The sequence below is a fragment of the Novosphingobium bradum genome (assembly GCF_042646485.1).
Classification (GTDB): Bacteria; Pseudomonadota; Alphaproteobacteria; order Sphingomonadales; family Sphingomonadaceae; genus Novosphingobium; species Novosphingobium bradum.
The window spans coordinates 66014-88261 of sequence record NZ_JBHRTQ010000007.1; the positions used below are offsets into that span (position 1 = coordinate 66014).

23 protein-coding genes and 1 tRNA gene are annotated in these 22248 nt (G+C 69.3%); 8 read left to right on the top strand and 16 right to left on the bottom strand.

What is annotated here, in order from left to right; translation table 11 throughout:
* The first annotated feature begins 2 nt into the window (after nucleotides 1–2).
* Complete coding sequence (locus ACFOD9_RS06230) at nucleotides 3–1769, top strand: monovalent cation:proton antiporter-2 (CPA2) family protein (protein WP_379509230.1); 1767 nt, start codon at nucleotides 3–5, stop codon at nucleotides 1767–1769.
* Nucleotides 1770–2048: 279 nt separating this feature from the next.
* Here the strand turns inward: ACFOD9_RS06230 and rimO are convergent, their stop codons facing one another.
* On the bottom strand, nucleotides 2049–3443 hold the full coding sequence (rimO, locus tag ACFOD9_RS06235) for a 30S ribosomal protein S12 methylthiotransferase RimO (RefSeq protein WP_379509231.1): 1395 nt from the start codon (nucleotides 3441–3443) through the stop codon (nucleotides 2049–2051).
* Nucleotides 3444–3517: 74 nt separating this feature from the next.
* On the opposite strand from rimO, the gene ACFOD9_RS06240 reads away from it, so the two are divergent.
* On the top strand, nucleotides 3518–3928 hold the full coding sequence (locus ACFOD9_RS06240; RefSeq protein ID WP_379509232.1) for a DUF1761 domain-containing protein: 411 nt from the start codon (nucleotides 3518–3520) through the stop codon (nucleotides 3926–3928).
* 16 nt (nucleotides 3929–3944) lie between these two features.
* Here ACFOD9_RS06240 and ACFOD9_RS06245 read toward each other — a convergent pair whose 3' ends face one another.
* From ACFOD9_RS06245 to ACFOD9_RS06270, 6 genes are all read right to left on the bottom strand, one after another.
* Nucleotides 3945–4904, bottom strand: a complete 960-nt coding sequence (locus ACFOD9_RS06245) for a peptidoglycan DD-metalloendopeptidase family protein (RefSeq protein ID WP_379509233.1) — start codon at nucleotides 4902–4904, stop codon at nucleotides 3945–3947.
* Complete coding sequence (gene surE / locus ACFOD9_RS06250; protein ID WP_379509234.1) at nucleotides 4904–5665, bottom strand: 5'/3'-nucleotidase SurE; 762 nt, start codon at nucleotides 5663–5665, stop codon at nucleotides 4904–4906. Before surE ends, ACFOD9_RS06245 begins: the two co-directional genes overlap by 1 nt.
* Nucleotides 5665–6945, bottom strand: coding sequence for a serine--tRNA ligase (serS, locus tag ACFOD9_RS06255; protein WP_379509235.1), 1281 nt, complete (start codon nucleotides 6943–6945; stop codon nucleotides 5665–5667). Before serS ends, surE begins: the two co-directional genes overlap by 1 nt.
* A gap of 64 nt (nucleotides 6946–7009) precedes the next feature.
* Nucleotides 7010–7219 (bottom strand): YgaP family membrane protein, encoded by a 210-nt coding sequence (locus tag ACFOD9_RS06260; protein ID WP_379509236.1) that lies wholly within the window; start codon nucleotides 7217–7219, stop codon nucleotides 7010–7012.
* A gap of 189 nt (nucleotides 7220–7408) precedes the next feature.
* The gene (locus ACFOD9_RS06265; protein WP_379509237.1) at nucleotides 7409–7600 is read right to left on the bottom strand and encodes a YgaP family membrane protein; all 192 of its coding nucleotides are present in this window, start codon (nucleotides 7598–7600) and stop codon (nucleotides 7409–7411) included.
* A gap of 138 nt (nucleotides 7601–7738) precedes the next feature.
* A tRNA-Val gene (locus ACFOD9_RS06270) sits at nucleotides 7739–7813 on the bottom strand.
* 75 nt (nucleotides 7814–7888) lie between these two features.
* Here ACFOD9_RS06270 and ACFOD9_RS06275 point away from each other — a divergent pair.
* Nucleotides 7889–8188 (top strand): DUF3297 family protein, encoded by a 300-nt coding sequence (locus ACFOD9_RS06275; protein ID WP_379509238.1) that lies wholly within the window; start codon nucleotides 7889–7891, stop codon nucleotides 8186–8188.
* Nucleotides 8189–8194: 6 nt separating this feature from the next.
* Here the strand turns inward: ACFOD9_RS06275 and ACFOD9_RS06280 are convergent, their stop codons facing one another.
* Complete coding sequence (locus ACFOD9_RS06280) at nucleotides 8195–8821, bottom strand: CHAP domain-containing protein (RefSeq protein WP_379509239.1); 627 nt, start codon at nucleotides 8819–8821, stop codon at nucleotides 8195–8197.
* A 152-nt stretch (nucleotides 8822–8973) separates the two neighbouring features.
* Between ACFOD9_RS06280 and der the strand changes: the two genes are divergently transcribed.
* Entirely contained in the window at nucleotides 8974–10362 is a 1389-nt protein-coding gene (gene der / locus ACFOD9_RS06285; RefSeq protein WP_379509240.1) for a ribosome biogenesis GTPase Der, read from the top strand.
* A gap of 12 nt (nucleotides 10363–10374) precedes the next feature.
* Here the strand turns inward: der and ACFOD9_RS06290 are convergent, their stop codons facing one another.
* From ACFOD9_RS06290 to ACFOD9_RS06310, 5 genes are all read right to left on the bottom strand, one after another.
* Nucleotides 10375–10569: a hypothetical protein gene (locus ACFOD9_RS06290; protein ID WP_379509241.1), complete on the bottom strand. Its 195-nt coding sequence runs from the start codon at nucleotides 10567–10569 to the stop codon at nucleotides 10375–10377.
* A gap of 218 nt (nucleotides 10570–10787) precedes the next feature.
* Nucleotides 10788–11267: a bacterioferritin gene (bfr, locus tag ACFOD9_RS06295; protein WP_379509242.1), complete on the bottom strand. Its 480-nt coding sequence runs from the start codon at nucleotides 11265–11267 to the stop codon at nucleotides 10788–10790.
* A gap of 97 nt (nucleotides 11268–11364) precedes the next feature.
* Complete coding sequence (locus ACFOD9_RS06300) at nucleotides 11365–11562, bottom strand: (2Fe-2S)-binding protein (protein WP_379509243.1); 198 nt, start codon at nucleotides 11560–11562, stop codon at nucleotides 11365–11367.
* 75 nt (nucleotides 11563–11637) lie between these two features.
* Nucleotides 11638–12891: a DUF418 domain-containing protein gene (locus tag ACFOD9_RS06305; protein ID WP_379509244.1), complete on the bottom strand. Its 1254-nt coding sequence runs from the start codon at nucleotides 12889–12891 to the stop codon at nucleotides 11638–11640.
* A 4-nt stretch (nucleotides 12892–12895) separates the two neighbouring features.
* The gene (locus tag ACFOD9_RS06310) at nucleotides 12896–14119 is read right to left on the bottom strand and encodes an SPOR domain-containing protein (RefSeq protein ID WP_379509245.1); all 1224 of its coding nucleotides are present in this window, start codon (nucleotides 14117–14119) and stop codon (nucleotides 12896–12898) included.
* A 335-nt stretch (nucleotides 14120–14454) separates the two neighbouring features.
* On the opposite strand from ACFOD9_RS06310, the gene ACFOD9_RS06315 reads away from it, so the two are divergent.
* The 4 genes from ACFOD9_RS06315 to ACFOD9_RS06330 all read left to right on the top strand — a co-directional run bounded on the left by ACFOD9_RS06315 (nucleotide 14455) and on the right by ACFOD9_RS06330 (nucleotide 17646).
* Nucleotides 14455–15174 (top strand): AAA family ATPase, encoded by a 720-nt coding sequence (locus tag ACFOD9_RS06315; RefSeq protein ID WP_379509246.1) that lies wholly within the window; start codon nucleotides 14455–14457, stop codon nucleotides 15172–15174.
* Between the two features lie 2 nt (nucleotides 15175–15176).
* Nucleotides 15177–15683: a hypothetical protein gene (locus tag ACFOD9_RS06320; protein ID WP_379509247.1), complete on the top strand. Its 507-nt coding sequence runs from the start codon at nucleotides 15177–15179 to the stop codon at nucleotides 15681–15683.
* Between the two features lie 23 nt (nucleotides 15684–15706).
* Nucleotides 15707–17086 carry an SPOR domain-containing protein gene (locus tag ACFOD9_RS06325; protein WP_379509248.1) on the top strand — a complete coding sequence of 460 codons (1380 nt, stop codon included), beginning with the start codon at nucleotides 15707–15709 and terminating at the stop codon, nucleotides 17084–17086.
* A gap of 191 nt (nucleotides 17087–17277) precedes the next feature.
* Nucleotides 17278–17646: a histidine kinase gene (locus ACFOD9_RS06330; RefSeq protein ID WP_379509249.1), complete on the top strand. Its 369-nt coding sequence runs from the start codon at nucleotides 17278–17280 to the stop codon at nucleotides 17644–17646.
* Nucleotides 17647–17677: 31 nt separating this feature from the next.
* Here ACFOD9_RS06330 and ACFOD9_RS06335 read toward each other — a convergent pair whose 3' ends face one another.
* The 3 genes from ACFOD9_RS06335 to ACFOD9_RS06345 all read right to left on the bottom strand — a co-directional run bounded on the left by ACFOD9_RS06335 (nucleotide 17678) and on the right by ACFOD9_RS06345 (nucleotide 21966).
* On the bottom strand, nucleotides 17678–18910 hold the full coding sequence (locus tag ACFOD9_RS06335; RefSeq protein ID WP_379509250.1) for a dihydroorotase: 1233 nt from the start codon (nucleotides 18908–18910) through the stop codon (nucleotides 17678–17680).
* A complete protein-coding gene (locus ACFOD9_RS06340) occupies nucleotides 18907–19944 on the bottom strand; it encodes an aspartate carbamoyltransferase catalytic subunit (RefSeq protein ID WP_379509251.1) in 1038 nt (345 codons plus the stop codon). The genes ACFOD9_RS06335 and ACFOD9_RS06340 overlap by 4 nt, the downstream gene beginning before the upstream one ends.
* Before the next feature lie 123 nt (nucleotides 19945–20067).
* On the bottom strand, nucleotides 20068–21966 hold the full coding sequence (locus tag ACFOD9_RS06345; RefSeq protein ID WP_379509252.1) for an FG-GAP-like repeat-containing protein: 1899 nt from the start codon (nucleotides 21964–21966) through the stop codon (nucleotides 20068–20070).
* Between the last annotated feature and the right edge of the window lie 282 nt (nucleotides 21967–22248).

The following is a 22248-nucleotide window of genomic DNA, read 5'->3' on the forward strand; positions in this document are numbered from 1 at the left end:
CCATGACCGATCCCGCCGCCCATGCCTCGCTCCTGCGCGACGGGGTCATCCTGCTCGGCTTCGCGCTGGGCTTCGTCCTGCTGTTCCGCCGGCTCGGCCTCGGCGCCACCCTGGGCTACCTGCTGGCCGGCGCCGTGGTCGGCCCGCAGGCGCTGCACCTGGTGGGCGATGCCGAGGGCAAGCTGGGCTTTGCCGAGCTGGGGATCACCCTGCTGCTGTTCATCGTCGGGCTGGAGCTGAACCCCGGGCGGCTCTGGCGGATGCGGCGCGAGATCTTCGGGCTGGGGCTGGCGCAGGTGGCGGTGTGCGGGTTGGCCATTGCTGCTTTCGTCGCGCTGGGGCTGGGCTTCACCTGGGCGGCGGGAATCGCGCTGGGCCTGCCACTGGCGCTGTCGTCCACCGCGCAGGTCCTGCCGATGCTGCAATCGGCCGGACGGCTGCGGACGCCCTTTGGCGAGCGGACTTTCGCGATCCTGCTGTTCCAGGACCTCTCGATCATCCCGCTGATCACGATCATCACCGCATTGAGCCGCAATCCGGCCGAGCAGGGCGGCCCGCCGGGCTGGCTGCTGGGGCTGTATACGGTGGGCGCGATCGTCGGGCTGGTGCTGGCCGGGCGCTGGCTGATCCGCCCGCTGTTCCGCCTGATCGGCAACCTTGGCGAGCGCGAGATGTTCGTGGCCGCCGCGCTGTTCACGGTGGTGGGCGCAGGCGCGCTGATGGAGCTGCTGGGGCTGTCGACCGCGCTGGGCGCCTTCATCGCCGGCGTGATGCTGGCCGATTCGCCTTATCGCCATGAGCTGGAAGCCGATGTCGAGCCGTTCCGCTCGATCCTGCTGGGCCTGTTCTTCCTCGCCGTGGGCATGATGCTCAACCTCCACGCCATTGCCGAACGGCCGCTGTTCGTGGCCGGGGTGGCCCTGGCGCTGATCGCGATCAAGGCGCTGGTGATCTTCGGCATCGCGCGGGCAGCGGGCATGGCCACGCGCCCGGCGCTGGGGCTGGGGCTGCTGCTCAGCCAGGGCGGCGAGTTCGGCTTCGTGCTGTTTGCCCAGGCCCAGGGTGCCCTGCTGATCGACCCGGAGGCGGCCAGCCTGTTCGGCGCGGTGGTCACCCTGTCGATGGCGACCACGCCGTTCCTGATGGCGGCCACCCGCCGCTTCCGCGAGGAGGCCGAGGCCGGGCCGGCGGGCACCCCCGAAGGCCCCTCGGGCGATGGGGCCAATGCGCTGGTGGTCGGCTATGGCCGCTTCGGGCAGACGGCGGCGCAGATGCTGATGGCCAGCGACGTGCCAGTGACCCTGATCGATTCGGACATCGAGATGATCGACCTTGCCGGAAGCTTCGGGTCCAAGGTCTATTTCGGCGACGGCACCCGGCTCGACGTGCTGCGCCAGGCCGGGGCGGCCGAGGCCGAGATGATCCTGTTCTGCCTCGATGGCGATCAGCTTTCGCCCGAATTCCTCGAAGCGGTCCACGAAGCCTTCCCGCGGGCCGCGCTCTATGTGCGCGCCTATGATCGGCGCGCGGTGATCGCGCTGGGCCAGGCGCCGGTGCGAAAGGTGGTGCGCGAGGTGCTGGAATCGGCCGTGGCCATGGCCCGCCGCGCGCTGGAGGATGGCGGTCTGGGGCTGGAGGCGATCAACCGCGCCGAAACCATGTACCGCGCGCGCGACCGCGAGCGGCTGGCCCTGCAGGTCGAATCGGGCGACTTGCGCGCCGCGCGTGACCGGATCATCACCGAACGCATCCCCCGCAACGAGGATTGAACCGCCGCGCGCGGGCCATCGCTCCCGGGTTGCGCCAGTGGCACTTGCCTCGGCCCCCCACCCCAACCCCTCCCCGCCGGGGAGGGGCTTGCCGGGCCTGGCGTGTCGCAGGGCAAGAACTGCCCCCGCGCAGGGCAAAAAAATGGCCCGGTCGTTGCCGACCGGGCCTTTGAAGTTTTGGGAGAGGATGCCTGAAAGGCACCCCCTATGTGCTGGCGAATCGGTTTTGCTGCAAGTGCGAAAAAGGGCGCGTGAGTTGCATGAAATGCAACTTTCGGTTCAGTTTCCAGCAATGACCCCGTAGAGGTCATGGGCATCGGCATCCTCGACCACCACATCGACGATGGCGCCCGGCGCAAGGCCCGCGGGAACATTCCGCAGGTAGACAGCGCCATCGATCTCGGGGGCATCGGCCTGGCTGCGGCCGGTGGCGCCCACGTCGCCATCCTCGTCGGGCTCGCCCACCTCGTCGATGATCACCGGCAGGGTCCGGCCGATCCTGGCGGCCAGCTTGGCCGCGCTGATCGCCTCGGTCTTTGCCATGATCCGGGCATAGCGATCTTCCTTGACCGCTTCGGGCACCTGGCCGGGCAAATCGTTGGCGGCGGCGCCGGCCACCGGCTCGAACCGGAAGGCGCCCACGCGATCGAGCTGGGCTTCATCGAGCCAGTCGAGCAGGTACTGGAAGTCCTCCTCGGTCTCGCCGGGGAAGCCGACCACGAAGGAGGAACGGATCGCGATGTCCGGGCACACTTCGCGCCACGAGCGCAGCCGTTCGAGCACCCTGGCCTCGTTGGCCGGGCGCTTCATCGCCTTGAGCACCTTGGGGCTGGCGTGCTGGAAGGGAATGTCGAGATAGGGCGTGAGCAAGCCCTCGGCCATCAGCGGGATCACCGCATCGACATGGGGGTAGGGATAGACATAGTGCAGCCGCACCCAGGGCGCCCGGCCATCGGGGGTCCGCAACTGGCCCAATTCGCGGGCCAGGTCGGTCATGTGGGTGCGGACCGGGCGGCCCTTCCACAGCCGCTCCTCGTGGCGCAGGTCCACCCCATAGGCCGAGGTGTCCTGGCTGATCACCAGCAGCTCGCGGGTCCCCGCCGCCACCAGCTTTTCCGCCTCGCGCAGCACGGCATCGATCCGCCGGCTGGCCAGCTTGCCGCGCAGTTGCGGGATGATGCAGAAGGCGCAGGCGTGATTGCAGCCCTCGGAAATCTTGAGATAACTGTAGTGGCGCGGGGTCAGCTTCACATCACCCGGATCGGCCTGGGGGATGAGATCCACATAGGGGCCAAGGCTGGCCGGGGCCGCCTCGTGGACCGCTTCGACCACGGCCTCGTACTGGTGCGCGCCGGTCACCGCGAGCACATCGGGGAAGCGCGCGCGGATCGCTTCGGCCTCGTTGCCCATGCAGCCCGTCACGATCACCCGGCCGTTTTCCGCGATCGCCTCGCCGATCGCGGCCAGGCTTTCCTCCTTGGCCGAATCAAGGAACCCGCAGGTGTTGACCAGGACCACGTCGGCCCCGGCATAGTCGGCGCTCATCGCATAGCCGTCGGCGCGCAGCCGGGTGAGGATGCGTTCGGAATCGACCAGCGCCTTGGGACAGCCCAGGCTGACCATGCCGACCTTGCGGGGAGAAGGGATCTCGAGCGGGGAATTTTCGGGGACCATAGGCCCGCGCCCCTACACCGCATGGCGCCTTTTCGCTACCACCGCGCGGCGAACGGTTTTTGAGGAGATGCGCGATGGGTCCGATCAACTGGCCGGCGGTGGTGCTATCGCCGGTGCTGATGCAGGCGATTGCGCTCGTCTGGTATGGCCCGCTGTTCGGCGGGCTGCCGCCCTTCGCCCTGTTCCAGGCCAATATGCAGCCCGGCGCCGGGCCGGTCCGCAGCGCGCTGGGCGGGCTGATCCTGCTGGCCTTGCCCGCGCTGATGATCGGCCATGCGCTGGCGCGGATCGGGCCGGAAACCCTCGCGCTCAAGCCCTGGCTCTACTGGATGCAGACCGGCGGGATCGCCGCCTTCTTCATCGTGCCCGCCCTGTGGCTGAACCACGCCCGGCTTGGCCAGGGCCGCCGCGTGGCGCTGGTGGAGGCGGGCTATTGGCTGGTCAGCTTCCTCGCCATGGGTACGGTGTTCTGGGCCTTGGGGTGAGGCTTCTGGCCGGCGGTTACTTGCGCTGGGGCAGCAGCTTCAGCGGATCGACCGGGATGGTCTTGCGGCGGATCTCGAAGTGCAGTTCGGTGGTGGGAGTGGAGCCGGTGTTGCCGACGAGGCCCACCCGTTCGCCCGCGCGGACCGTTTCGCCCTTCGTCACGGTCACCTTTGAAAGCTTGGCATAGGCGGAGAACCAGCCCTTGCCGTGATCGATGATCACCACGTTGCCGTAGAGGTTCGGCTCCTTGCCGGCATACCACACCAGGCCCGGCGCGGCGGCGCGGACCGGATCGCCCTTGTTTCCGGCGATGTCGATCCCGTCATGCGGGCCGCGCGCGCCCTGTGGCGCCGCCGCTTCGCGGCTGCTGGCGCCGGCGCGGCGCGGGGCAAAGCCGCGGCGGACCTTGCCGGCCGCCGGCCAGGCAAAGCGCGCGGGCTGGTCGGCCGGGGCGGACGCGGCGGTGGTCGCGGCGGCGGACCGGTCGCCATCCTCCTCGCGGTCGGCGCTGGCGGGGCCGGGGCCGGTGGCGGGCGGCGGCGGAGCCTTGGTCAGGACCGGGATGATCAGCTTCTGCCCGGCGCGCACCCGGGCCTGCGGATCAAGGCCATTGGCCGCGGCGATCGCGCTCCACGGCACGCCATGGTCCATGGCGATGGCAAAACCGGTCTCGCCGGGCCGGGTCACGTGCTGGCGGCGGCGCGGGATCACCAGCACCTGGCCCGCGCGCAGGCCATGGGGCGGCTGGAGGCCATTGGCCTCGATGATCAGCACTCGTGACACCTCGGCCCGCGCCGCGATGCCGCCCAGCGTCTCGCCGGGCTTCACCGTGTGGCGGGTTTCGCGGGCGGGATCGGCGTCGTCGGCCGTGGCGGGCGCGGGGCGTTTTGCCGCCTGGGCCGACAGGGGCGGGGCCAGGGCCAGCGCGAGAACCGCCCCCGCCAGCAGAACCACCCGCCGCGCGCCGCCGCGCATCAGCCGAAGCGGGCCTTGAGTTCGGCCAGCGAGGGGCCGTGGGTGAGATCGAGCTGGAGCGGGGTCACCGCGATATAGCCGTCCTGGATGGCTTCGAGATCGGTTTCATGAGCCGGGGTATGTTCGATCCCGTCAAGGCCGAACCAGAAATAGGGAAAGCCGCGCGGATCGACCGATTCGACCAGCGTGCCGCGCCCGTAATCGTGGAAGCCCTGCCGCACCACGCGGACGCCGCGCACCTCGCCGCCGGGCCGCGCGGGGAAGTTCACGTTGACCAGGGTGCGCGGCGCAAACGGCGCATCGAGCAGCGGCGCGATGACCTTGGCGCCCCATTGTTCGGCGGCGGAAAACGATACGTCGTGGCCCATGCCCTCCCTGGCATAGACCTGGCTCAGCGCGATCGAGCGAATGCCGGCCAGCGAACCTTCCAGCGCCGCCGAGACCGTGCCCGAATAGGTCACGTCGTCCCCCAGGTTGGCGCCGCGGTTCACGCCCGAGAGGATCAGGTCGGGCGGGCCGGGCAGGACCTTTCGCAGGCCCATGGTGACCGAATCGGTGGGGGTGCCGCTGACCGAGAAGCGGCGCGGGGCGTGTTCGGTAAGGCGCACCGGGCGATTGAGGGTGAGCGAATGGCCCGCGCCCGATTGCTCCTCGGACGGGGCGCAGATCCACACGTCGTCGGAAAACTGGCGGGCGATGCGTTCCAGCACGTTGAGGCCCGGGGCATTGATGCCATCGTCGTTGGTGAGCAGGATACGCATCAGGCGGCCGGGACCAGCCGCTCGATCCCGCCCATCCACGGCCGCAGCGCTGGCGGAACGGTGACCGAGCCATCGGCTTCCTGGTAGTTTTCCAGAACGGCCACCAGGGTGCGGCCCACGGCCAGCCCCGAACCGTTGAGGGTGTGGACGAATTCGGTGCCCTTCTGGCCGTCGGGCCGGTAGCGCGCGTTCATCCGGCGGGACTGGAAATCGCCGCAGTTGGAGATCGAGCTGATCTCGCGGTAGGCGGCCTGGCCGGGCAGCCAGACCTCCAGATCGAAGGTTTTGCGCGCCGTGAAGCCCATGTCGCCGGCGCAGAGCAGGACCTTGCGATAGGGCAGGTCCAGCGCCTGGAGGATTGCCTCGGCGGCGGCCGTCATCTTCTCGTGCTCGGCCGCGCTGTCGTCCGGCTTGCAGATGGTGACCAGCTCCACCTTCTCGAACTGGTGCTGGCGGATATAGCCGCGCGTATCGCGCCCGGCCGCGCCCGCCTCGGAGCGGAAGCAGGGGGTAAGCGCGGTCAGCCGCAGGGGCAGCTGGGCTTCGGCGAGGATCTGGCCCTGCACGGAATTGGTGAGGCTGACCTCGGCCGTGGGGATCAGCCAGCGGCCATCGGTGGTGCGGAACAGGTCTTCGGCGAACTTGGGCAATTGCCCGGTGCCGAACACGGCCTCGTCCTTGACGAGCAGGGGCACTGCACACTCGGTGTAGCCCGCTTGCAGGGTCTGCGTATCGAGCATGAACTGGGCGAGCGCGCGCTGCAAACGCGCCATTGCCCCGCGTAGGAAGGTGAAGCGCGCGCCGGAAATCAGCGCCCCGGTCTCGAAATCGAGGCCCAGCGCCGGGCCGAGATCGGCGTGTTCCTTCGGCGAAAAATCGAAGCTGCGCGGCGTTCCCCAGCGGGAAACTTCCACGTTATCAGCCTCATCCGCGCCTTCGGGCACCTCGGCGGCGGGCAGGTTGGGATAGCGGGCCAGCGCATCCTGCAACTGCGCGGTCAGCTCACGCTCTTCCTGCTCAAGCTGCGGAAGGACATCCTTGAGACTGGCCACTTCGGCCTTGAGCGCCTCGGCCCCATCCTTGTCGCCTCGGCCCATGGCCGCGCCGATCGCCTTGGACGCCTCGTTGCGACGGCCTTGAACTTCCTGCATTTTCGTGGCGACCGCGCGGCGGGAGCTGTCGAGCGCGAGGATGGCGCCGGCTTGCGGTTCGGCGCCGCGGCGGGCGAGGCCGGCGTCGAATGCTTCAGGATGCTCGCGGATCAGCTTGATATCATGCATGGCGCTGCGCCATGCCGCAGGCACGGACGCAGCGCAAGCATGGGGCGATTACTCGCCGGCGCCGTTATTCGCCATCAGTCGTATCCGCCGGGATCGAGCTCTTGCCGGTGAGGTGGTAGAGCGGGCAGAACGACAGGAACCCGGTGGCGAGCGGGATCATGCCCAGCCAGCCCCACGGGGTCTTCGGCCCGACGAAGGCCAACAGCATCAGCGCGGCACCAACCACGATACGCACGGTGCGCTCGGTGCCTCCCACATTGTTCTCGAATGTCATCACGATACCCCCGAATTTACCCAAACAGCCTGTCCGGCAGGGGCGGGCGCAACAGCACCCGCGCCGCCTGATTTGGCGAGGATAAGGGGTATCACCTATGTTTGGTGAATTGGTTAATGACGAAACGAGTTTGCGTTCGATAGTTTGAAGATGCCAATATTACCCTTCAAGTATCGAATTTATCGAAGTTTATTCTCGCGGGCAGCTATTCAGCCCGAGCAGGGAATAGACCGGGCAGGTCCGCAGGAAGCCGGTGGCCAGCGGGATGATGCCGATCCAGCCCCACGGGGTCTTCGGGCCAATGAACACCAGCGCGATCAGCACCAGGCCCACCACGATCCGCAACACGCGATCAATTCCGCCCACATTGGTCTTGAACATGATCCGTCCTCTCCGTTGCCGCTCGCAAGAGCGCTGCGCCCCCACGATGCGACGAAAGGATCGCTCCGGCATTGATGCCGGTCAAGCACCAGGGCGAGGTGGGCGATGACGCCAAATGGAGGGGATGCTTCGCCGGAATGGTGGGCGCGGCAGGGATTGAACCTGCGACCCCACCCGTGTGAAGGGTGTGCTCTACCACTGAGCTACGCGCCCATTCCGTCGGGAGAGGCGCCCTTAGAGGCCTTCGCGCGCGTTGACAAGCGGGCAAAGCGCCCTAGAGGCCCGGGCATGAGCGAAGAAACCGTTTCCCCCGCCGCATCCGGGCCGGACGTGCCCCCCGATCACCTCGCGATCAACCCGCGCAGCCCCTTTTTCGATGGCGACAAGCTGCGTCGCGGCGTGGGCATCCGCTTCAAGGGCGTGGTGCGGACCAACATCGAGGAATACTGCATTTCCGAGGGTTGGGTGCGGGTCCAGGCGGGCAAGTCGATGGACCGCAAGGGCCAGCCGCTGACGATCAAGCTCAATGGGCCGGTCGAAGCCTGGTACGAAGACCTGGGCGAAGACGCGCCGGTCGCCAAGGCCTGATCGCGGTCAGCGCAGCCTGAGTCGCGCGGCGATGATCGCGCCGATCGGGTCTGCCCCGACTCCGCCCCCGACCCCGACCCCGACCCCGACCGTGGCGAGGCTGGTGGCGGGCTGCGCCTTCCCGGCCTTGTTGGGATAGATGAAGCCCTGCACCGGCCAGTGGGTGGTGCCCAGGTCCTGCAGGGGCGCAAACCAGACGCGCACCTCGCTCCAGTCGTTTCCGGGCGAAACGTCGACCGCGGCCACGTCGTTCTCGATCTGGCCGCGCCGACCGTTGATCGGGCTCCAGTTGGCGTGGCGCAGCAGCACGGTGCGCGAATCGATGATCCGGCTGACCGCGGCAACATGGCCCAGGGCCATCGCGCCATAGGGCTTGAAGGTCATCACCGCGCCGACCCTGGGGCGATAGCCCCGGGCATAGCGGCCTTCCGCCTGGTCCCACCACGTCCGCGCATCGCCGAAGAGATTCACGCCCGAAACCGCCCGGGCATAGGGCACGCACTGGAGATAGGGCGGCAGGCTGGCGCTGCCGCCGCCCAGCAGGTGGTCGGTATCGACCACGGTATCGGCAAGCGCGGGCGCCGTCAGGGCAGCGAGTGCCAGGGCTAGAAGGGGGGCGGATTTCCACCTCATGGTCCGAACTCATTGGTGATCTGCGGTTAATGCAGCCTCTGCCATTATGGTTAACAACAGGTTGGCAATGAGCCGGCCCCGGCTCCCGTCATGCCCCCCGCGTGGCCACCGCGCTTGCACAAGCGCTGCAAAACCGGCACTGCGCGCAGATCATGCTCCCCCAGGTCATCATCATCGGGCGTCCCAACGTCGGCAAGTCGACGCTGTTCAACCGGCTGGTCGGCAAGAAGCTCGCGCTGGTCGATGACCAGCCGGGCGTAACCCGCGATCGCCGGTTCGGCGAAGCGCACCTGCTGGGGCTCGATTTCACCATCGTCGATACCGCCGGCTGGGAGGACGAGGACGCGGCCAGTCTGCCCGGCCGGATGCGCCAGCAGACCGAGGCATCGCTGAAGGGTGCCGACGTGGCGCTGTTCGTGATCGATGCGCGCGCCGGGATCACCCCGCTCGACGAGGAAATCGCCCGCTATCTGCGGACCAGCACCGTGCCGATCGTGCTGCTTGCCAACAAGGCCGAAGGCCGGTCGGGCGACCCGGGGATCTACGAGGCTTTCAGCCTCGGCTTCGGCGAGCCGGTAGCCCTTTCGGCCGAACACGGCCAGGGCATGGCCGACCTGTTCGAGGCGCTGCTGCCGCACCTCGACGACAAGCAGGCCGAGCACGAGGCGGAAGTCGAGGCCAGCCAGGAGGAGGAGGATTACGATCCCCAGGCGATCCTCAAGCTGGCGATCGTCGGCCGGCCCAATGCCGGCAAGTCGACCCTGATCAATGCCCTGCTGCGCGAGGACCGGCTGCTGACCGGGCCGGAAGCCGGGATCACCCGCGATTCGATCGCGGTTGACTGGACCTGGACCGACCCCAAGACCAAGGCCGAGCGCCCGGTTCGCCTGATCGACACGGCGGGGATGCGAAAGAAGGCCCAGGTGGTCGACAAGCTGGAGAAGCTGTCGGTCGCCGATGCGCGCCACGCGATCGACTTTGCCGAAGTGGTCGTGCTGCTGCTCGACGCGACCCGCGGGCTGGAGCACCAGGATCTCAAGATCGCCAGCCTCGTGCTGGAAGAAGGCCGCGCCCTGATCATAGCGATCAACAAGTGGGACGTGGCCGAGGATGCCTCGGGCCTGTTCAACGGCGTGCGCGCCGCGCTGGACGAAGGGCTGGCCCAGGTGCGCGGGGTGCCGTTGCTGTCGGTTTCGGCACGGACCGGCAAGGGGCTGGACACGATGATCCAGGCCGCCTTCGACATCCGCGACGCCTGGTCGAAGCGCGTGCCGACCGCCGCGCTCAACCGCTGGTTCGACGATGCCCTGGCCGCCAATCCTCCGCCCGCGCCCGGCGGCCGGCGGATCAAGCTGCGCTACATCACCCAGGCGAAAACCCGCCCGCCGGGCTTCGTGCTGTTCGGCACCCGGCTTGATATGCTGCCGGAAAGCTATCGGCGCTACCTGGTGAACGGCATTCGCCGGGAGCTGGGCTTCGAGGCCGTGCCGATCCGCCTGACCTTGCGTAGCCCGAAGAACCCCTTCGCCACGAAGAAGTAGCGCCGGCTGCCCTCAGATTCCCAGCCGGTCCCAGAATTCGCTGGCGCTGGAAAGGCGCTGGGCGCCGGTTTCCGGCAGGCCGCCGACCGCGCGGCGCCACGAGGGGTGGGGCAGGCGGATGGCGGCGGGCTGCGGCTCGCGGCGGCGCAGGCGCACATCGCGGTGGCCATCGGCGGTGGAAGCGGGTGATCGGGAATGCAGGGCCATTTCGTCTTCTCCGTGAAGGGAACACGAAAACACGCGCGGTCGCGTAGGCTTCGTGCGCTTTAGCCGTTGGTGACGCGGAGCAAGCTGACAGGATCAAAAGCCGCGATCGCGCCGGGCCATGAGCGGACCGGCGCGATGGAATATCTCTACGTATTTGGTGGAGTTATGGCGAGCAAACTTCTCTATGCCGGGCCGAAGCCCGGATTTCCGGTTGCGGGCTATTCACCGACCGGCTTGCTGTTGAGCTGGACGTAGTTGGCCAGGCCCATCCGCGCGATCATGTCGAACTGCTTTTCCAGCGTGTCGACGTGCTCCTCTTCGTTCTCGAGGATATCGGCGAATAGGTCGCGGCTGACATAGTCGCGCACGGCCTCGCAATGGGCGATGGCTTCCTTGAGCAGGGGGATGGCCTCGTGTTCGAGGGCGAAGTCGCCGCGCAGGATCTCCTCGACGCTCTCGCCGATCTTGAGCCGGCCCAGGGCCTGGAAATTGGGCAGGCCATCAAGGAACAGCACGCGTTCGGCCAGGCGATCGGCGTGCTTCATCTCGTCGATCGATTCGCGGCGCTCGAACTCGGCCAGACGCTGCACGCCCCAGTTATCGAGCATCCGGTAGTGCAGCCAGTACTGGTTGACGGCGGTCAGCTCGTTGAGCAGCGCCTTGTTGAGGAAATCGATGACCTGCGGATCGCCCTGCATCGTCGGGTACTCCTCTTTGTACCCCCGCCCGCGCGGGATGATGCGCCGCGCGCGCCGATTTCGCAATGACCTGCGGGAGCACGCGTGGCAGGGGCGGTCAGCCGGCCAGCAATTCGCCCGCAACGCCAGCCAGGGCGCGTTCCTCGGCGATCAGTTCCTCGGCCTCTTCCAGGCATTGCCGGCACTGCGGAACCTTGCCGAGCAGGGCATAGACCGCCTCGGCATCCCCGTCGCAGCGCAGGGCCGCGTCGCGCAGCTCGTAGTCGCGGATGGCATTGCAGATGCAGATGAACATCGATGGCTCCGGTCCAGGGTTCCTGTCCTAGATATTGCGAATGGATCGCAATAACAAGGGGTGGCAATCACCTGATCAACGCCGCAAGGGCTGGATTCGTCCCCAGGTGGCCGAGCGCCACAGCCATTCGAGCGGGCCATGGCGGAAGCGGGCGAGCCATGGCTTGCTCCAGCCCAGCATCAGCGCCCAACCCAGCGCCACGAACGGGCCTTGCCAGCGCTCCGGCACCGTGCCGATCAGGTCGAGCCCCCAGCCCTGGAAGACCAGCCCCATCACCAGGCTCATCGCGATATAGTTGGTGAAGGCCATGCGCCCGGCCGCGATCAGGCGCTGGCCCAGCGACGTGGGGGCGAGCGCGGGCAGGGCGAGGAGCAGGGCGGCGCCGTAGCCCAGCGCCATCAGCAGGTGGGGCACGGCCAGGCCATAGGCGAGGGCGGCCTGCATCAGGTCGGGCGGGAAATGGCGCGGCCAAGCGCAGGCGAGGAAGCCGATGGTCAGCGCGCCGCCCGTGGCGATCCCGCCAATGGCCAGGCGGCGTAAAGCGGGCCGGGGCCAGCGCCCCGAAAAGAAGCCGCCGCGATAGAGCGCCATGCCCAGCAGCATCAGTGGCAGGGTTTCGCCCATGCAAGTGAGCGCGGCCTCGATCGGCTCGCCGGGCGCTTCGTGCCATTTGGCGGCGGCTTGCGCGGCCAGGCCCGCGCGGTCGCGGGCGAGCTCGCGGGTGGTCTTGGCCTCGGCCTCGGCACGGTCGGCCGCATAGGCGGCGGCCTCGCCCGGGCGAGCCTGGCCGGCAAGCACGCGGTCCTCACGGGCAACCTGCGGCACCATGGCGGCCGCCAGGGTCAGGTGCCAGCCGGCGAACAGGACCAGGGCCGCCGTGGCCAGGGCGCGGGGCGGAGCCTGGCGGAAGGCAAGGGCGGACAGGCCCGCCAGGGCATAGGTGAACAGGATGTCGCCCCACCACAGCAGCAGGTAATGGAGATAGCCGGCCACGGCGAGCCAGCCGAGGCGGCGGAATTGCAGGCGTTCGCCATTGCGGCCGCGGCTTTCCGCCCGGTCCATGAACAGCAGCAGCGAGGCGCCGAACAGCAGGGTGAACAGCGCCCGCATCTTGCCCTCGAACACCACCAGGGCCAGCGCCCAGGCGGCTTCGTCGGCCAGGGTGCCGGCTACCGGCTGGTTGGGCGAAAGGGTGGCCGCGATCGGCCCGGCGAAGCCGCCGATGTTGATCGCCAGGATGCCCAGAACGGCCAGCCCGCGCAGCAGGTCGAGGCTGGCGAGGCGCTGCCTCTCGCCAGCCGGGGAGAGCAGCCCGGTGGCTGCGTCCAAGGCCTCAGTCCTGCGCGGGCAGGCAGGTGTGGCCGGAGCGGGCCAGCGCCGCGCAGGCCGCGGCGGCGGCCGACTGGCTCGCGAACCCGCCCGCCTGGAGCTTGCTCACCCGGCCCACCTTGACGTTGATCCGGGCATGGCCGGCCAGTTCGGGGCGGCCCGAAACCTTGGCCCAGAGCGCATCGGCATTGGCTGGAACCCCGAAGGCGCCAAGCTGGACCCGCCACGGGCTGCTGGCGGCGGCATGGGGGGCGGGCTGGGGCTTCGCGGCGACGGCTGGCGGCTTCGCTGCGGGGGCAGGTGCGGTGGCCGGCTTGGCAGGTTGGGCTGGCGCGGCGGCGACCGGCGGGCGGGGGCGCGGCGGGGCGAAAGCTGCGGCGGGAAGGCCGGGGGGCGGGACATTGCCGGCGCGCGCATAGTCCGCCCCGGCCGTGGCCGGGCTGCCGCCAGGCGCGGTGTGGGCGGAGGCGGTGGGCGCGGCCGGGGCGGGGCGGGGCGGTGGCGGGGCGAAGGCCGCTGCGGGAAGTCCCGGCGGCGGGACATTGCCGGCGCGGGCATAATCAGCCCCGGCGCTGGCCGCCCCTTGCCCGGGCACGGCGACCGGCCGTGGCGGGGTGGGCTGGGGCAGGGGCAGGGGCAGGGGCAGGGGCTGGGCCGGCGGTCCGCCAAGATCGCCCGCCGCGATCTGGGTGGCGCGGGCGGTGTCTGCGGCCTGGGCGATCTGCGGGGCGAGGCGCGCGGCTTCCTGGCGCTGGTCCAGCGGGATGAATCCGTCCATCTGCTGGAGCGCGGGGGCAGCCTGGGGCAGGCCGGCGCCTTGCGCCAGGGTCATCAGGGCATAGGCTCGAACCCAGTCCCGGGGCGCAAGGTCGCCGTTGAAGTGGGCGATGCCCATCAGGTACTGGGCGCGCGGATCGCCGCGATCCGAGGCGGCGCGGACATAGGGCATGGCCGCCGCGCGGGCGCCGCGATCGAACATCAGCAGGCCGTAGTTGTCGGCCGCCTGGACATGGCCCTGGGCCGCGGCCTTGCCGAACAGGTCCTCGGCGCGGGCAAGGTCCCGCTCCACCCCGCGACCCAGGCGATAGGCCTGGCCGAGGTTGAACTGGGCGTCGGGATCGCCGGCGGCGGCCGGACCCTGCCATTGCGCCACCGCGCCGGGATAGTCGCCCCGGCTCCAGGCATCGGCGCCGGCCCTGACGTCGGAAAGGGGTTTGACGTCGGACATGGGTTTCAACTCCGCCATTGCCGGCGCGGCTCCCATGCCGGCGGCGAGCAATGTCCCTGCCGAAATCGCGGTCCAGATAGCTGTTGCCCTCATCATGTCCCCTGCGTCCATGCGGATGCGACCCCGGGCCGGCTTGTGCCACAGGACTGGCGCCGGGCAAAGTGTTCGCCGGTAGCGGCGGCGGTGAAAACAAGCTTCCAGGAAGTAACCCGGCGGTCCGGCGTTAACCCGATCTTAGGGACCATATGTTTTGGTTGCCGCGAGTTGATGCGCGTTCCCGGGGCAGATTTCCGGGAAGGGGCAAAGGCGGCGCAATCTTGGCGGGGGAATGAACTTTGCGCGTTTTGGCAATTGCATCGCAGAAGGGCGGATCGGGCAAGACCACGCTTTCCGGCCACCTTGCCGTCCAGGCGCAGCGCGCCGGGGCGGGGCCGGTCGTGCTGATCGACATCGACCCCCAGGGTTCTCTCGCCGACTGGTGGAACGAGCGGCAGGACGATTTCCCCGCCTTCGCCCAGACCACGGTCGCGCGGCTGGCCGCCGATCTTCAGGTCCTGCGCCAGCAGGGCTTCAAGCTGGCGGTGATCGATACCCCGCCGGCAATCACCATGGCGATCCAGTCGGTCATCGCGGTGGCCGAGCTGATCGTGGTCCCCACGCGCCCCAGCCCGCATGACCTTCGCGCCGTGGGCGCCACGGTCGATCTGTGCGAACGCGCTGGCAAGCCCCTGCTGTTCGTGGTCAACGGCGCGACCCCCAAGGCGCGGATCACCAGCGAGGCGGCGGTCGCCCTCTCGCAGCATGGCACGGTGGCCCCGATCACGCTGCATCACCGCACCGATTTCGCGGCCTCGATGATCGATGGCCGCACGGTCATGGAGGTCGATCCCAACGGCCGGTCTTCGATGGAAGTCGCCGCGCTGTGGAACTACATCGCCGACCGGCTCGAAAAGAATTTCCGCCGCACGGTGTTCGCCGTGCCGCAGAGCCCGGCCCAGGCCCAGGGGCTGGCCCGCCCGGTCGGTGGCTTCGGCCGCCGGGTGGCGGGGTCCTGATCGTGGGCCGCTCGATCGACGGGCCGGGAGCCTTCGCCTCGCTCAAGCCCGCCCTGCTCGCCCGCAAGGGCGCGGCCAGGCCCGCCATGCGCCAGCAGCTTGCCGCGCTCGAAGCCGTTTACGGCGAAATTCCCGAGGATGACCTGGGCTGGAACGATTTCGGTCCCGAAGCCGATGACGCGAACCGCGTGGTCTCGATCACCAGCGGATCCGCCGCCAAGCGGGCTGCCAAGGCAGCGCCCAAGGTGTCCGGCGCCGCTGCCGCGCAGGCGCGAGGCGATCGGCGGGAGGGCGCGCGCAAGGCGGCCTTCACCCTGCGGCTCGATCCCGAACGGCACCTGCGGCTGCGGCTGGCCTGCGCGCTCGACGCCCGCAGCGCCCAGGCCCTGGTGACCGACGCACTCGATCGCCTGCTGGCGGCCATGCCCGATCTCGAACCGCTGGCCAGCGATGCCGCGAGCCAGCGCGCTGGCCAGCGCGCCAGCAAGCCGCGTTCGGCCAAAGCCTGACAATTTTGCGAGGAGTTAACCCCATGGCCTCGACCCCCTACCACGCCACGCTTCACCGCGAGCCGCTCTACCGCAACCGCCAGTCGGGTGTCCGCCTGCCGCTGGCGGTCGGATCGGCGCTGGCCTTCTCGCTGCTGGCCGGTTGCACCGGGCAGGGGGCGATCCGCTCGGCCAGCGCGGCAACCGCGGACCGGCAGTTCTCCGCCGAGGCCGCGCGCGGCGAACGCGCCGTGGCCAAGGCCGAAGCCGCCGTGGCCCGCACGCCCGACGATGCCGCTGTGCGCGCCGAACTGGGCCGCGCCTACCTGGCGGCAGGCCGGTTCGAATCCGCCGGCACCGCGTTGGGCGATGCGATGGCGCTGGGCGATGGTTCGGGGCGCACCGCGCTGTCTTATGCGCTCGCCCGGATCGGTGGCGGCCAGTTGCGCGAAGCGGTGGCCGTGCTTGACGAACACCGCGGCGATATTCCCGCCGGCGATCTGGGCCTGGCCCTGGCCCTGGCCGGCGAGACCTCGCGCGGGGTGGCGATCCTGGCCGATGCGGTGCGCGGGGGCGAGAATACGCCCAAGCTGCGCCAGAACCTGGCCTATGCCTATGCGCTCGATGGCCGCTGGGCCGAGGCCAAGGTGCTGGCCGCGCAGGACGTTCCCGCCGACCAGCTTGACCGCCGCCTGGCGATCTGGGCAATTTCCGCCCTGCCCGATCGCAACCGCGACCGCGTGGCCGGCCTGATCGGCGCACCGGTGCGGATGGACCCCGGCCAGCCCGAGGCGCTGGCCCTGCATACCGGGGCCGCCGCGCCGCGCACCGCCGATGCCGCGCCCGCCGGCGAACTGCCCGCCGTGGCCCCCGTCCTGGCCGACGCGGCCCCCGCCGCACCGGTGCCGAGCAGCGTGGCGACCAACCTGGCCGCGCAGTCGGCGCCTTCGCCGGCGCCGGCCGTGGCGGTGCATCATGCGCCGACCATGGCGAGCGTGGCCCAGGCCTTCACTGCGCGCGATTTCCAGGCGAACCGGTTCCGGCCCGCGCCCGTCACCGCCCCGGCCCGCACCCGGGCAGTGGCCGCGATCATGGCCCGGCCGCTGACCGGGGCCAACCACGTGGTCCAGCTTGGCGCCTTCGGGAGCGAGAAGAACGCCCGCCGCGCCTGGGCCATCTATACCCGCCAGAACCCGAAACTTGCAGCCTACCGCCCGGTGATCGTGCCGGCCGTGGTCAAGGGCCGTCAGCTCTGGCGGGTCGCCGCCGGTGGCCTGTCCGGCCGGTTTGCCGCCAATGGGCTGTGTGCCGAGGTCAGGTCGCGCGGGGGCGCCTGTTTCGCCTATGCCCTGCCCAGCCGGCCCCTGCCGCTGCCCGCAGCGCCCGGCCGCGACGTGAGCGCGCCGCAACGGGCGCGCCGTTAACCATTTCTCAGCAAGCCGGCCCCATGATGGGCCTTGCATGAAACGACCTTGCAGACCCCGCCGGGAAACCGGCGGGGCTCTTGTTTGGGGCGCTTGCCTGAACGCTTGCCGACCGGCCTGTTCAGGCTCGCTCCAAAATCCCGCGCATATCCATCTCTCCGGGGCGAAAACGCGAAGGTGAGGAGAAATATATGCACAAGGGAATGGCGCTGGCCGTGGCGGCCGGCGCGCTGATGACCGCGACGGCGGGCCAGGCGCAGAGCTGGGGCGTATGGCTCGGCTCGGGGCCGGGCGGGGGCGACTGGGCGATGCGTTCGGTCTGCTCGGGCGAGCGCGCGCGCGGACTGGAAGGCCGGCTGCGCCACGAGCAGCGCGAGGGCGAGATCGACCCCGACACGGCCGAGCGGATCCACGATGCCATCGACCGCCTGGAAGACCGTTCGCGCGACGAGTGCGACGAGGGCGATCGCCGGGCGATCTGGTCCATCGCCCAGCGCTTCGACCGTATCCAGGGCTGGATGGACGGCGCCGCCCACGGCGGCTGGCGGCGCGGCTGGTAGCGCGCCAGCCTGGCGGCAGCGCCCGCCGGCCTCAGGCGACCTGCGCGGCGCCCTTGAACAGCGCCACGCAGCGGCCCTGGACGCCCTGCCGGTCGAACGGCGTATTGCCGGCGCTTGCCGCCATCTTGTCGGAATTGACGATCCACGGCCGGTCGGCGTCGATCACCGCGATGTCGGCCTCGCAGCCCGCCTCCAGCCGGCCGGCCTCAACGCCAAGCAGGCGGGCCGGTGTCGCGGCGAGGAGGTCGAGCGCGCGGGCGACATCGATCACTCCGTCGCGGACCAGCGAGAGGGTCATCGGCAGGAGCGTTTCGGCGCCGGCCATGCCCGGTTCGGCATCGGCGAAGGGCAGGCGCTTGTCTTCCGGCCCGCGCGGATCGTGGCCCGAGGCGATGACGTCGATCGTGCCGTCGGCGATGGCCGCGATCACCGCCTTGCGGTCCGCCTCGCCGCGCAAGGGCGGGGAGAGCCGCAGGAAGGTGCGGAAATCGGCCAGCGCGGTGTCCGAGAGCATGAAATGGGCTGGCGTCACCCCGGCGGTGACCGCCACGCCGCGCCGCTTGGCCGCGCGGACGAGATCCAGCGCCGCGGCGGTGGTCACCTGGCGGATATGCAGCCGCGCGCCGGCCACTTCGGCCAGCGCAATGTCGCGCGCGACGGCCAGCGCTTCGGCCTCGGCCGGGGCGCTGGGCAGGCCGAGGCGAGTGGCCATCTCGCCGGCGGTCGCAACCGCGCTGCCGGCAAGGCCGGCATCCTCGGCATGGGTGACGGCGACCATGTCGAGCATCGCGCAGTAGCGCAGCAGGCGCAGCATGGTGCCCGAATCGGCGATCCACCCGCGCCCGGTGCTGACCGCCCGCGCCCCGGCCTCGCGCATCAGGGCGATCTCGGCGATCTCGGCGCCTTCCAGCGCGCGGGTGGCGGCGGCCAGCGGGTGGACCCACAGGCCCGGCTTGCCCGACTGCGCGGCAAAGCGGACGCGGGCCGGGTGGTCGAGCGGCGGGCCTTGGTCGGGCATGAGGCCGGCGCGGGTGATCCCGCCGAAGTGGAAGGCCGGCTTGTCGACCGCGAAAACGCCAAGATCGACCAGCCCCGGGGTGACCAGCAGGCCTTTGGCATCGTGCACCCGATCGCCCGGCTGGGCGGCAACCTGGGGGCCGACCGCGACGATGCGATCGCCCTCGGTCCGCAAGGCGCCTGCAACGGGCACGCCGGCCGGGAGGACCAGCCGCGCATTGACGATGGTCAGCGGGGTGGAAATCATGCCCAGCCCTCCATGGCGCGCGCCTTGCGGGTCAGCACGTCGAGGCAGGCCATCCGCATGGCCACGCCCATTTCGACCTGGGTGGTGATGAGCGATTGCATGGCCCCCACCTCGCCAACAAGATCGGCCACGTTGCTGTCGATCTCGATGCCGCGGTTCATCGGGCCGGGGTGCATGACCAGCGCGCCGGGCGCCGCCTTGCCGAGCCGATCGAGGGTGAGGCCATAGAGGTGGCGATATTCGCGCGGGGAGGGGACGAACTGGCCCTGCATCCGTTCCAGCTGGAGGCGCAGCATCATCACCACTTCGGCTCCGGCCAGCGCCGCGTCGAAATCGTGGAAGGCCTTGACCTTCAGCTGCTCGATCCCCTCCGGCATCAGCGCGGGCGGCGCGCAGACCCGCACCTCGGCGCCCAGCGTGGTGAGCGCGTGGATGTTGGAGCGGGCGACCCGGCTGTGCAGGATATCGCCGCAGATCACCACCTTGAGACCGCTGAAGGTTTCCTCTGTCTCGCCGCGCGCGCGCAGGGCGCGGCGGATGGTGAGCGCGTCGAGCAGGCCTTGGGTGGGGTGTTCGTGCTGGCCGTCACCGGCGTTGAGCACCGGGCAATCGACCTTGTCGGCGATCAGCCGCACCGCGCCCGAACTGGCATGGCGGATCACGATCGCATCGGCGCGCATGGCATTGAGCGTCAGCGCGGTGTCGATCAGGGTCTCGCCCTTCTTCACGCTGGAGGTTGCCGCGTGCATATTGACCACGTCGGCCCCCAGGCGCTTGCCGGCGATCTCGAAGCTGAGCAGGGTGCGGGTGGAGTTTTCGAAGAAGGCGTTGATGATCGTCAGGCCGCGCAGCAGATCCGCGCGCTTCTTGGGCTGGCGGTTCAGTTCCACCCATTGTTCAGCCTCATCCAGCAGGAACAACAGCTCGTGGGGTGCAAGGCCGGCGAGGCCCAGCAGGTTGCGATGGGGAAAGGCAAGGCTCCCGGCCGGATAGCGCCCGGAGCCCGCACCCATGGGGTTTTTCGCGGATGTCATTGAAGACGGTGCCTTAGGGACAGGCTGGCGCAGTCACAAGCGCGGTGTGGCAAGATGTCCACCGATTGGCTGGATTTCGCATGGCCAAGGCCTGTCGCCTTGCGGGCGGGAAGGTTCGGCGGGCTAGAGGATGATGTCGTGCTGGGCGATGTAAACGCCGGCCTGGCCAAATCCGACGATGTCGATCTGGTTATCATGGTTCATGTCGGCCAGTTCGCGGTGGTAGGTGCCATCGCTGCTCCAACCACTTGCCTGGCCAAAGTTGGCAAGGTCGAGCGACGCGTCGGAAAAGGTACCGTCGCCCTTCGAGAAGGCGACCAGCACGCCGGCCTGGCCGAAACCGACGATGTCGGCCTTGCCGTCGCCGTTCACGTCGGCGGCAAGGCGGGGATAGGCGTCCTGATTCGCCCAGCCGGAGCCGGGGTTGAAATTGGCCAGACCCAGCTTGGACGCGAAGAAGCCGCCGGCGCCATCGGCCAGCGCCACGAGGACCCCGGCCTGGCCGAAGCCGACGATATCGGCGCGCCCGTCGCCGTTGACGTCGGCCATAACGCGGTGGAACGTGCGGTCGCTGGTCCACCCCTGAGCGGCGCCGAAGTCGGAAAGGACCAGCTTGGCGGCTCCGAAGGTGCCGCCGGCCTGGGCCAGCGCGACCAGCGTGCCGGCCTGGCCGAAACCGACGATATCGGCGCGTCCATCGCCGTTCACGTCGGCGAGCAGGCGGGTGTAGCTGTCCTGGTTTGACCATCCGTTGCCGGGGTTGAAGTTGGCGAGCACCAGTTGGGCATTGCCGAACCCGCCGGCGCTGCCCAGCGAGGCATAGACCCCGCTGATGCCGAAGCCCACGATATCGGCACGGCCATCGGCATTGATGTCAGCCAGTTCGCGGTGAAACTGGTTGTCGGATGTCCATCCGGCGTTCTGGCCGAAATTGGCCACGGCCACGCTGGCTTGGGAAAACGTGCCGCCGGCGCCGCCATAGGATACCAGGACCCCGGCAATGCCGAAGCCGACGATGTCGCCATAGCCGTCGCCGTTCATGTCGGCGAGGTGGCGGGGATAGGCATCCTGGCTGCTCCAGCCGCCGGCTCCGGCGGCGAAATTGGCCAGGGCGACACCGCCTGGCGACTTGTACTGGAACGAGTAGAGGCCGTCGCTGAAGCGGAATTGCTCCACGCCCGTCACCTGATCGATCCCTTCCGCGTTCGATGAAACCTGGAAGGCGCCATTGCTGAAATGGGTGATCGTTGCCAGGGATCGGGCAAACCCGAAGGCAGCCACGTCGATGCCGGTGCCGCCGTCGATCACATCGTTTCCGGCATTGCCGGCCAGGGTGTCGTTGCCAGCCGCGCCGCCGATCGAATCGTTTCCGCCCGATCCCGAGATGTTGTCGTCGCCGGCCCCGATCGTCGCATTGAAGCCGACGCCGAACCGCATATCGTCGGCTCCGCTCGTCCCGGTCACGGTAATGCCGCTGCCCGATGTCGTGCTGGTGGCATCGGAGGCCACGACATAGACGCCGTCATTCCCGCCGCCGACATCGCCGAAGTAGAGATAGAGGCCAGAGGTGCTGACCGGCTGGGCGAAAGTGAACGTGATGTATCCGCCCTCGCCCAGCGAAACCGCACCGAATTCGGCGCCGTTGGAGCCATCGAGCGCGGCGAGTGAGGCTGTGCCCGGAAGGAACGCCCCCGCCGAACTGGTTCCGAACAGGTAGGAGCGGTTCCACGACGCCGTGTCGCCCACCGACCATGCCTGCTCGAAGCCACGCTGGAACGAAACCCGGCTCACGAAGTCAAAGACCGCGAGGCCGGCCAGGCTCGAGGCCGTGGAGGCGCTGGTGGTGCTTGTGCTCGACAGCTTGATGAAGTCCAGGTCGAAGCCGCTTGCCGCGCCGGTCCCGCCGGACACGATGTTGTCATCGCGGATCGTGATGGACTGGATGGTGGACAGGCCGATCCCGCCGAGGCTGAGTGAATAGACGCCCGTATCGCCAACAGATCCAAGATAGCTTGGGGTCATGCTTGTTGTCACGGCCATGACCATCATCCCCTATGCAGGCAACTTGGAAAATGTGCAGCCCATTAAGCACGTTTATCTTAGAGATTTATACCTACGCATTTAACCTAGTCAATGTCGCCGGGGAAGCCGTGTCAATTTGGGATGGACGGAGTTTCGCCGGTCTGCCGCACCCGACCCGTCGCCAGTTGGGAGTGGCGGACCAGCACCCCGGTTCGTTGGCCGGGCTGTCTTGCGGTGGTGGTCCTGGCTGCTAGGCTGACTGGTCCGAACGAGGGATGACGG

Bases quoted from the DNA above. Each gene is read 5' to 3' on its own strand.
- bfr (WP_379509242.1), bottom strand. From the start codon at position 11,267: ATGCAGGGCGATCCGCAGGTCATCGATTTCCTCAACAAGGCGCTGCTC.
- ACFOD9_RS06280 (WP_379509239.1), bottom strand. From the start codon at position 8,821: ATGAGGTGGAAATCCGCCCCCCTTCTAGCCCTGGCACTCGCTGCCCTG.
- ACFOD9_RS06330 (WP_379509249.1), top strand. From the start codon at position 17,278: ATGCACAAGGGAATGGCGCTGGCCGTGGCGGCCGGCGCGCTGATGACC.
- ACFOD9_RS06240 (WP_379509232.1), top strand. From the start codon at position 3,518: ATGGGTCCGATCAACTGGCCGGCGGTGGTGCTATCGCCGGTGCTGATG.
- ACFOD9_RS06230 (WP_379509230.1), top strand. From the start codon at position 3: ATGACCGATCCCGCCGCCCATGCCTCGCTCCTGCGCGACGGGGTCATC.
- surE (WP_379509234.1), bottom strand. From the start codon at position 5,665: ATGCGTATCCTGCTCACCAACGACGATGGCATCAATGCCCCGGGCCTC.
- ACFOD9_RS06335 (WP_379509250.1), bottom strand. From the start codon at position 18,910: ATGATTTCCACCCCGCTGACCATCGTCAATGCGCGGCTGGTCCTCCCG.
- ACFOD9_RS06260 (WP_379509236.1), bottom strand. From the start codon at position 7,219: ATGACATTCGAGAACAATGTGGGAGGCACCGAGCGCACCGTGCGTATC.
- ACFOD9_RS06245 (WP_379509233.1), bottom strand. From the start codon at position 4,904: ATGCGCGGCGGCGCGCGGCGGGTGGTTCTGCTGGCGGGGGCGGTTCTC.
- ACFOD9_RS06345 (WP_379509252.1), bottom strand. From the start codon at position 21,966: ATGACCCCAAGCTATCTTGGATCTGTTGGCGATACGGGCGTCTATTCA.
- ACFOD9_RS06265 (WP_379509237.1), bottom strand. From the start codon at position 7,600: ATGTTCAAGACCAATGTGGGCGGAATTGATCGCGTGTTGCGGATCGTG.
- ACFOD9_RS06310 (WP_379509245.1), bottom strand. From the start codon at position 14,119: ATGTCCGACGTCAAACCCCTTTCCGACGTCAGGGCCGGCGCCGATGCC.
- ACFOD9_RS06275 (WP_379509238.1), top strand. From the start codon at position 7,889: ATGAGCGAAGAAACCGTTTCCCCCGCCGCATCCGGGCCGGACGTGCCC.
- ACFOD9_RS06290 (WP_379509241.1), bottom strand. From the start codon at position 10,569: ATGGCCCTGCATTCCCGATCACCCGCTTCCACCGCCGATGGCCACCGC.
- der (WP_379509240.1), top strand. From the start codon at position 8,974: ATGCTCCCCCAGGTCATCATCATCGGGCGTCCCAACGTCGGCAAGTCG.
- ACFOD9_RS06325 (WP_379509248.1), top strand. From the start codon at position 15,707: ATGGCCTCGACCCCCTACCACGCCACGCTTCACCGCGAGCCGCTCTAC.
- ACFOD9_RS06300 (WP_379509243.1), bottom strand. From the start codon at position 11,562: ATGTTCATCTGCATCTGCAATGCCATCCGCGACTACGAGCTGCGCGAC.
- serS (WP_379509235.1), bottom strand. From the start codon at position 6,945: ATGCATGATATCAAGCTGATCCGCGAGCATCCTGAAGCATTCGACGCC.
- ACFOD9_RS06340 (WP_379509251.1), bottom strand. From the start codon at position 19,944: ATGACATCCGCGAAAAACCCCATGGGTGCGGGCTCCGGGCGCTATCCG.
- rimO (WP_379509231.1), bottom strand. From the start codon at position 3,443: ATGGTCCCCGAAAATTCCCCGCTCGAGATCCCTTCTCCCCGCAAGGTC.